This window comes from Henriciella mobilis, from assembly GCF_003576285.1.
GTDB classification, from domain to species: domain Bacteria; phylum Pseudomonadota; class Alphaproteobacteria; order Caulobacterales; family Hyphomonadaceae; genus Henriciella; species Henriciella mobilis.
On sequence record NZ_QWFX01000012.1, the window covers coordinates 107,094 to 115,049 of the forward strand.

The 7,956-nt window shown below is 61.1% G+C and carries 6 protein-coding genes and 1 tRNA gene; all 7 read right to left on the reverse strand.

All coding sequences use genetic code 11. The annotated features are described in order from the left end of the window. Positions 1-160: 160 nt before the first annotated feature. The 7 genes from acs to tuf all read right to left on the reverse strand — a co-directional run bounded on the left by acs (position 161) and on the right by tuf (position 7,954). Positions 161-2,113, reverse strand: a complete 1,953-nt coding sequence (gene acs / locus D1223_RS10425; RefSeq protein WP_119376370.1) for an acetate--CoA ligase — start codon at positions 2,111-2,113, stop codon at positions 161-163. A gap of 254 nt (positions 2,114-2,367) precedes the next feature. Then, on the reverse strand, positions 2,368-3,156 hold the full coding sequence (locus D1223_RS10430) for a copper resistance protein B (RefSeq protein ID WP_119376371.1): 789 nt from the start codon (positions 3,154-3,156) through the stop codon (positions 2,368-2,370). An 8-nt stretch (positions 3,157-3,164) separates the two neighbouring features. Further along, the gene (locus tag D1223_RS10435; RefSeq protein WP_119376372.1) at positions 3,165-5,138 is read right to left on the reverse strand and encodes a copper resistance system multicopper oxidase; all 1,974 of its coding nucleotides are present in this window, start codon (positions 5,136-5,138) and stop codon (positions 3,165-3,167) included. A 77-nt stretch (positions 5,139-5,215) separates the two neighbouring features. Continuing rightward, positions 5,216-5,545 carry a hypothetical protein gene (locus tag D1223_RS10440; protein ID WP_147372785.1) on the reverse strand — a complete coding sequence of 110 codons (330 nt, stop codon included), beginning with the start codon at positions 5,543-5,545 and terminating at the stop codon, positions 5,216-5,218. Between the two features lie 189 nt (positions 5,546-5,734). After that, positions 5,735-5,810: transfer RNA gene (locus tag D1223_RS10445), tRNA-Trp, on the reverse strand. Positions 5,811-5,897: 87 nt separating this feature from the next. Continuing rightward, positions 5,898-6,647 (reverse strand): sulfotransferase family protein, encoded by a 750-nt coding sequence (locus tag D1223_RS10450; protein ID WP_119376374.1) that lies wholly within the window; start codon positions 6,645-6,647, stop codon positions 5,898-5,900. 116 nt (positions 6,648-6,763) lie between these two features. Further along, positions 6,764-7,954, reverse strand: a complete 1,191-nt coding sequence (gene tuf / locus D1223_RS10455; RefSeq protein WP_119376170.1) for an elongation factor Tu — start codon at positions 7,952-7,954, stop codon at positions 6,764-6,766. Positions 7,955-7,956: the final 2 nt, after the last annotated feature.

A 7,956-nucleotide genomic window follows, 5' to 3' on the forward strand; every position in this document is an offset into this window, starting at 1 on the left:
CCTGCTGACAAGCAGCAGAAGGCAGAGCCTTCCGCGCAGCCGGCGCATACGCAATTGTCCCTGCTTGGATAGAAACTGGCTTTATCCTTCCAGAGCGAAGGATCGCACATCAGAAAAGAGCGCAGACTTTCCGGTCTGCGCTCTTTTTTGTTTCCGGCGATCAGTCTGACCGGTTCTGCCGGCCCTCGATCAGCTGGTCGACCACTTCCGGATCCGCGAGCGTGGACGTATCGCCGAGAGCATCAAAACTGTCCTCGGCGATTTTCCGCAGAATGCGCCGCATGATCTTGCCTGAACGCGTCTTCGGCAGCCCCGGTGCAAACTGGATCAGGTCCGGGCTTGCGATCGGCCCGATCTCGTAACGCACATGCTTGATCAGGTCCTTTTTCAGTTCGTCGTCCATCTCGACGCCTGCGACCGTGGTGACATAGGCGTAGATGCCCTGCCCCTTGATGTCGTGCGGATAACCAACGACAGCCGCTTCAGCGACGGCATGGTGCGAGACCAACGCACTTTCGACTTCCGCAGTCCCCATACGGTGGCCCGATACGTTGATCACGTCATCGACGCGGCCGGTGATCCAGTAGAACCCATCAGCATCACGCCGACAGCCATCACCCGTGAAGTAATTCCCCGGATAGGCTGAGAAATAGGTGTCCACGAAGCGCTGATGATCGCCATAGACGGTCCGCATCTGGCCCGGCCAGCTATCGGTAATGATCAGGTTCCCCTCTGCCTCGCCCTGCAGGATATTGCCCTCTGCATCCACCAGTTCGGGCTTTACACCAAAGAAGGGGTGCGAGCCCGCGCCCGGCTTCATGTCCGTGGTGCCCGGAAGCGGCACAATCATCGTGCCGCCCGTTTCCGTCTGCCACCAGGTATCGACGATGGGGCAGCGTCCTTCGCCGACGATGTGGAAATACCATTCCCAGGCCTCGGGGTTGATCGGCTCGCCCACTGTCCCGAGCAACCGGATCGACTTGCGGCTCGTCTTGTCGACAGGGTCGCTGCCTTCTCGCATCAGCGCGCGAATGGCCGTCGGTGCGGTGTAGAAGATCGTGACCTGGTGACGGTCGCAGACTTCCCAGAAGCGGGAAGCGTCCGGATAAGTCGGCACGCCCTCGAACATCACGCTCGTCGCGCCATTCGCGAGCGGTCCGTAGACGATGTAGGTGTGCCCCGTCACCCAGCCGACATCGGCAGAGCACCAGAAGACATCGTTTTCCTTCAGGTCGAAGACGTATTCATGCGTCATCGAAGCCCACACAAGATAGCCGCCACAGGTGTGCAGGACGCCCTTCGGTTTGCCGGTCGAGCCGGATGTGTAAAGAATGAAGAGCGGGTCCTCTGCATTCATCGGCTCTGGCGCGCATTCGTCGGAGACCTCGGCGCCGACCTCATGCAGCCAGAAATCACGTCCCTCTTCCATGTGGACGTCGCCGCCGGTCCGTTGCACGACCAGCATTTTCTCGACCATGCCATTCGCCAGCTGACAGGCCTTGTCGGCGTTTGTCTTCAGCGGGACCTTGCGCCCCCCGCGAAGGCCTTCGTCAGCCGTAATCACGAACTTGGATTCACAATCGGTGATCCGGCCTGCGAGCGCTTCAGGCGAAAAGCCGCCAAACACGACTGAATGGATGGCGCCGATACGCGCGCAGGCCAACATCGCCATGGCTGCTTCCGGGATCATCGGCAGGTAGATCGTGACCCGGTCACCCTTCCCGACGCCAAGGTCCTTGAGGACATTGGAAAAGCGGCAGACCGCCTTGTAAAGCTGGCGATAGGTCAGCGTGTGGGCATCTTCGGCCTCATCGCCCTCCCAGATGATTGCCGGCTTGTCGCCACGGGTCTCCAGCTGCCGGTCCAGGCAGCTTTCGGTGACGTTCAGCGTGCCATCGGCAAACCATTTTACGTGCAGGTTGTCCTTGTCCCATGAGACGTCCTTGACCTGTGTGAACGGCTTCATCCACTGGATGCGCTTGCCATGCTCGGCCCAGAAACCTTCAGGGTCATTCACCGAACGTGCATACATCTCCTTGTACGTCTCCGGGGTCAGGTTTGCCTGCGCAGCAAACGCCTCGGGTACGGGATGCTTGGTCACTTCATGGCTCATTTCAGTCGATCTCCCTGGTCGCTTTGTTCGGCCCTGCCGGCGGCTCACCGAGCGCTGGCATGCTGCTAGACCGGCAACATGAGCCACCTGCCTAGCAATCTGAACCCATGCCCGCCAAGCAAAAAGGCGGGATGCTCACACCAATCAAGGGCCTAACGGGATTTCTTCGCCATCGTCGGCTAAGGGGTCTGCGACAAATCAGCCCCGGGACCGGGGGCAGAGAGTTCCTTCCGCCCCCGGCTTGTTGGTTCGGCTCAGTACCAGGCCCTCAGGCCAATGAGAAAGACCGCTTCACCGGACTCTCCACCTTCAGCCTCGATATAGTCGGCCGTCTGGCCGAAGCGCTGGTGCCACTCGATACCGATATACGGCGCGAACTCCCGCTTGATCTCATATCGCAGGCGTAGGCCTGCATCGATCTGGGAAACGCCCGCGCCGATTTCCCGCTCGGGGATGTCGGACGCTGACAGCGCAATTTCCGCACGCGGCTGCAGGATAAGCCGTTGCGACAGGATCAGTTCATATTCGGCTTCCACCCTGGCGGTCAGGTCTCCCTCTTCCGACAGAAAGGCTGCGCTATCGAGCTCGAACAGGTAAGGCGCGAGCCCCTGCGCGCCAATAACCAGGTGCGCCAGCCCCTCAGGCTCGAAATCGTAACGCACGCCTGTTTGCAGGTCGAAATAGGGAGAGATCGCCCGCGACCAGAGCGCCTGGACCTCCGCCTCCTCGAACTCGCCCTCATCCGGCAAGTATTCGAGTTCGGACTTGATCCAGAGCTTGTTGATATCGCCGCCGATCCAGGCGTTGCCATCAAGCAGGATGACGTCTTCATCATCGCTCGATTGCAGCTCGAACCGTTCGGCCTGGATGTAGGTGGAGCGGATATCGCCATGCTTTTCGAGGACCTGGGCTCGTGCCTCGGCCATCGCTTCCTCGCCCCAGATGGCATCGGCCTGCGACCAAGGCTTGTCACCTTCCTCACCAATGGCCGACGGTACCAGCGCCAAAGCGCTGCAGCTTAGTATCGCCGCCCGGAATGTCATGAGCTGTCTCAATGGTGACCTCCATGATCGGCGCCGTGGTCCATGTCGTGGGGCTCATCCTGCATGTCTTGGTGCCCGTTATGGCTGTCATGATCCATGCCGTGATGGCCCGCATGCGGGTCGTCCGCACTGGCCGGCATCGCCATGCCCCCATGCGCGCCGTTCGGGATCACCGAGACGACATTCATCATGCCGGCATGCATGTGGTAGAGGAGGTGACAGTGGAACGCCCAGTCGCCGATATGCTCCGATGACACGTCGAAGGCCAGTTTCTCGCCCGGCTTCACAATGACGGTGTGCTTTCGCGGGCGATGGTCGCCGCCGCCATTCTCCAGTTCGAAGAACATGCCATGCAGGTGAATCGGATGCGGCATCATGGTGTCGTTGACGAGGTTGAAGCGCACCCGTTCGCCCTCGTTCAGGCGTATGGATTCGGTAACTTCCGAAAACTTCACCCCATCGAAGGACCACATGTAGCGGTGCATGTTCGAGGTGAGGTGGATTTGCAGCTCACGCTCCGGGGGGCGCGTGTCCGCATTGCGTTCCAGCGCGCGCAGGTCGGCATAGGTCAGGACCCTGTGATCAACGTCCTCGAGACCGATGCCAGGCTCATCGAGCCGGCTCACCGGCATCATTGCCGTATTCGCAACGCCCGGCCCCGTCTTGTGGTCATGGGTCATCATGGCATCATCGCCAGACATGGCCGACATATCATGCTTCATCTCGCCCATGTCATGGCCACTATGATCCATGCCATCCATCCCGTGAGCGGAATGATCCATGCCGGACATTTCATGGCCTTCATGCGACATATCCTTCATGTCGCCGCTGCGATGGCTCATGCCGTTCATACCGTGAGCGCCATGGTCCATTGCCATGTCCTTCATGGTCAGCGTCGGGACAGGCCTCAGCGTCGGCGCCTCGGCGCGCATGCCCGGCCGCGGCCCAAAGGTCGCAACCGCCTGGCCTGACCGGTCGATGGACTCGGCCACGAAGGCATAGGCGCGGTCATCCTTCGGCTCGATGATGACGTCATAGGTCTCCGCGACGCCCATCTGGAACTCGTCGGTCTCAACCGGCTCAACGTTCAGGCCGTCGGCAGCGACCACCGTCATCGGAAGGCCGGGCATGCGAACGTTGAAGATCGACATGGCCGAGGCATTGATGATGCGCAGCCGGACCCGCTCGCCCGGCGTGAAAACGCCGTTCCAGTTGTCGAGCGTCGAATGGCCGTTGATGAGATAGGTGTAAGTCGCCCCGGTAACATCTGCGATGTCGCGTGGCGACATCCGCATGCTGCCCCACATCGCTCGCTCGGAGAGGGCTTCATCGAAGCCCCTTTCGCTGGCGTCCTCAAGGAAATCGCCAACGGTGCGCTTGTTGAAATTGTAGCTCTCCGCGGACGCCTTGAGCTTGGCAAAGATGCGATGCGGATGCTCGAAGCTCCAATCGGAGAGGACGAGGACATATTCCCGGTCATAGGCAACAGGGTCGGCGCTGGCCGGGTCTATGATCAGCGGCCCGTAGTGGCCCTGCTGCTCCTGCAGGCCGGAATGGGAATGGTACCAGTAGGTGCCAGACTGCGGCACGGCGAACTTGTACTGGAAGGTTTCGCCCGGCTTGATGCCGGGGAAAGAAACGCCCGGAACACCATCCATGTGGAACGGCACCAACAGGCCGTGCCAGTGAATGCTGGTGTCGGCCTTCAGCCGGTTTGTCACATTCAGCGTGACTTCCTGGCCTTCGCGGAAGCGGATGAGCGGGGCCGGCAGCGTGCCGTTTACGCCAACCGCATGGCCATGGCGCCCACCGATTTTGACGGGGAACTCTCCGACATCGAGATTGAACTCGCTGCCGGTCAGTGCGGTAAGCCCGGTATTGCCGTGGGACGCAGACCGCGCCCATGCCGGCAACAAGCTGGCCGCACCGAATGCGGCGCCAGTTCCGAGGGCCGTACCGAGGAAAGATCGTCTGTTAAACATCTTGAATTCAGGCTTTCATCTTGATCTTGAACGAAAAAACAGGGCGCAATGCGGCGCCCGACAGTCTTTCCGGCCGATCAGATGAGCAGGCTGATTTTCAGATGCGTAAGCGTAATTGGCTCCAGCGGCGGCCCCTTGCCCGGCGGCCAGGCAACGCGGACCGGAGCTTGCGCAAGCCTCTCCAGGTCAAGCGCTACTGGCAGGACGAAGACGGGCATGTTGCCGAAAGACGGGGCGGGTACGGTGTCCGGCGTTACCGAGATCCGGTTGAGCACGCTCTGTGTGCAACCGTCGCAGCTGCTGTCATCATGGTCATGCGCCGGCGCACTATCTGGGGCGGCCGCCATGTCATGCGACGCATGATGGTGATGGCCTGCCATCGCGGCTGGCCTTTCCACCTCATGCATCGTCTGTGCTTCTGCGGCTGTCGCGGAGAAAACCGAACAGCCGATCAGCCCGGTGCTGACCAGCAGCGCCAGAAGGCTGGTTAGAAGAAGACGACATGCGGCGTTCATTATCAGGGAAATTAGGCCAATACCCGCTCGTTGCAATACGGCACGCGCGGCAGACCTGTTCACATTCTGGGGAAATTCGCCTGGCACGGGCAGTAGGACTCGAACCCACGACCTGCGGTTTTGGAGACCGCTGCTCTACCAGCTGAGCTATACCCGTCCGGCGAAGCGCCGTTCTGCCCGATTGCAGGCAAAAGCGCAACAGGCACCGCGCGGCGGGCTGCAGCAAATCAAAGGGCCCAACCGCTCAGAGGCTCCAGCTGCCCTTGTCCCATCCCAGCAGCCGGCGGGTTTCCTGCGCGTCGAGCCTGAACATCTCCTCCAGAAAGGCCCGATCCTCGGCTGACATCCTGTCGGAATCCGTCGCGCTGTTGTGGCGGGGCTCTGCCTCGAAGGCAAAGCGGTCAACGCCAATGAAATCCGTGACCTTGTCGAGCTCAGGCTGCGCGTGCGCCGAGAGATCCTCACTGCGTAGAAAGAGAAGCTGCTCATCCGGAAACAGGCGTTTCAGGTTCCGCACCTGATGAGCGTAGAAGCCCCGTGAGACCTGCGATCGTTCGCGGTCCTGACGGGGCAGCGACCGGCGGGCGCGCTCACGTTCGGTTCGGATGGCACTGGAGAAGGTCTCACCTTCGCGCTGCAGACGCCGGTCCATCCGGAAATGCGACCAGGCACGCTCGACCGGGTCGCGCAGCAGCATGATGACCTTGATGTCAGGATTATACTGCCAGAGCCGCTCCATCGCGCCGGTCCACCAGGTCAGGATCGGCGTCGCCTCGCCGAGTTTCGCCCCGGCGCGCTGACGGTCCCAGTGAAACTGGCGGTGGTAGATGAAATAGTCGAACGCAGAGAGACCGGTGGGCGGGCGCTTGTCGAAGAAGTGCACTTCCTTCTTCTTCGCCATGGAGATTTCCGGATGCTGGCGCAGATACGCATCCAGCGAGGTTGTGCCACCCTTCTGCACCCCGGCAATCATGAAATCGATACGCTTTGGCATGTGTGTCACTCAGCAGAAGCACGGCGTCCCTTCAACAAAAAAGGGCCGCTCCCGGAGGAACGGCCCTTGATGTCTTGTGTCAGCCCCTTGCGGGGCGACAAGCACCTGTCCGATGCTTATTCCTTGACCGCCGAGACGACGCCGGCGCCGACGGTGCGGCCGCCTTCGCGGATAGCAAAGCGCAGGCCCTGGTCCATCGCGATCGGCGTGATCAGCTCGACGTCCATTTTGACGTTGTCGCCCGGCAGGACCATTTCCTTGTCCGCCGGAAGCGTGACAACACCCGTCACGTCCGTGGTCCGGAAGTAGAATTGCGGACGATAGTTCGTGAAGAACGGCGTGTGACGGCCACCCTCTTCCTTCGTCAGGATGTAGGCCTCGGCCTCGAACTTCGCGTGCGGCGTGATCGAGCCCGGCTTGCAGAGAACCTGGCCGCGCTCAACACCCTCACGGTCGATACCGCGGATCAGCGCGCCAATGTTGTCGCCAGCCTGGCCCTGGTCGAGCAGCTTGCGGAACATCTCCACACCGGTCACCGTCGTCTTCTGCGTCGGGCGGATGCCGACGATCTCGACTTCCTCGCCAACCTTGATGACGCCCGTCTCGACACGGCCGGTCACAACCGTACCGCGACCGGAGATCGAGAACACGTCCTCGACCGGCATCAGGAACGGCTTGTCCAGCGGACGCTCAGGGGTCGGGATGTACTCGTCGACCGCTTCCATCAGCTCGAGGATCTTCTTCTTGCCGATCTCTTCGTCACGGCCTTCGACAGCCGCCAGCGCCGAACCGGCAATGATCGGAATGTCGTCGCCCGGGAAGTCATACGAGGACAGAAGTTCGCGAACTTCCATCTCGACCAGCTCGAGCAGCTCCTCGTCATCGACCTGGTCGACCTTGTTCAGGAACACGACCAGCGCCGGAACGCCAACCTGGCGGGCCAGCAGGATGTGCTCGCGCGTCTGCGGCATCGGGCCGTCAGCTGCGTTCACAACCAGGATCGCGCCGTCCATCTGCGCCGCACCCGTGATCATGTTCTTCACATAGTCCGCGTGGCCGGGGCAGTCGACGTGCGCATAGTGGCGCTTGTCGGTCTCGTATTCCACGTGCGCGGTGTTGATCGTGATCCCGCGGGCCTTCTCTTCAGGCGCGTTGTCGATGTCCGCATAGGACTTCGCCGCACCACCATAAACTTCCGCCAGCGTCATCGTGATCGCCGCCGTCAGCGTCGTCTTGCCGTGGTCCACGTGCCCAATCGTACCAATGTTCACGTGAGGCTTGTTGCGCTCAAACTTTGCCTTGGCCATTT

What these genes read in the sequence shown, in the direction of transcription:
- D1223_RS10450 (WP_119376374.1), bottom strand. Translation starts at nt 6,647, where the DNA reads ATGCCAAAGCGTATCGATTTCATGATTGCCGGGGTGCAGAAGGGTGGC.
- D1223_RS10435 (WP_119376372.1), bottom strand. Translation starts at nt 5,138, where the DNA reads ATGTTTAACAGACGATCTTTCCTCGGTACGGCCCTCGGAACTGGCGCC.
- D1223_RS10430 (WP_119376371.1), bottom strand. Translation starts at nt 3,156, where the DNA reads ATGACATTCCGGGCGGCGATACTAAGCTGCAGCGCTTTGGCGCTGGTA.
- acs (WP_119376370.1), bottom strand. Translation starts at nt 2,113, where the DNA reads ATGAGCCATGAAGTGACCAAGCATCCCGTACCCGAGGCGTTTGCTGCG.
- D1223_RS10440 (WP_147372785.1), bottom strand. Translation starts at nt 5,545, where the DNA reads ATGCATGAGGTGGAAAGGCCAGCCGCGATGGCAGGCCATCACCATCAT.
- tuf (WP_119376170.1), bottom strand. Translation starts at nt 7,954, where the DNA reads ATGGCCAAGGCAAAGTTTGAGCGCAACAAGCCTCACGTGAACATTGGT.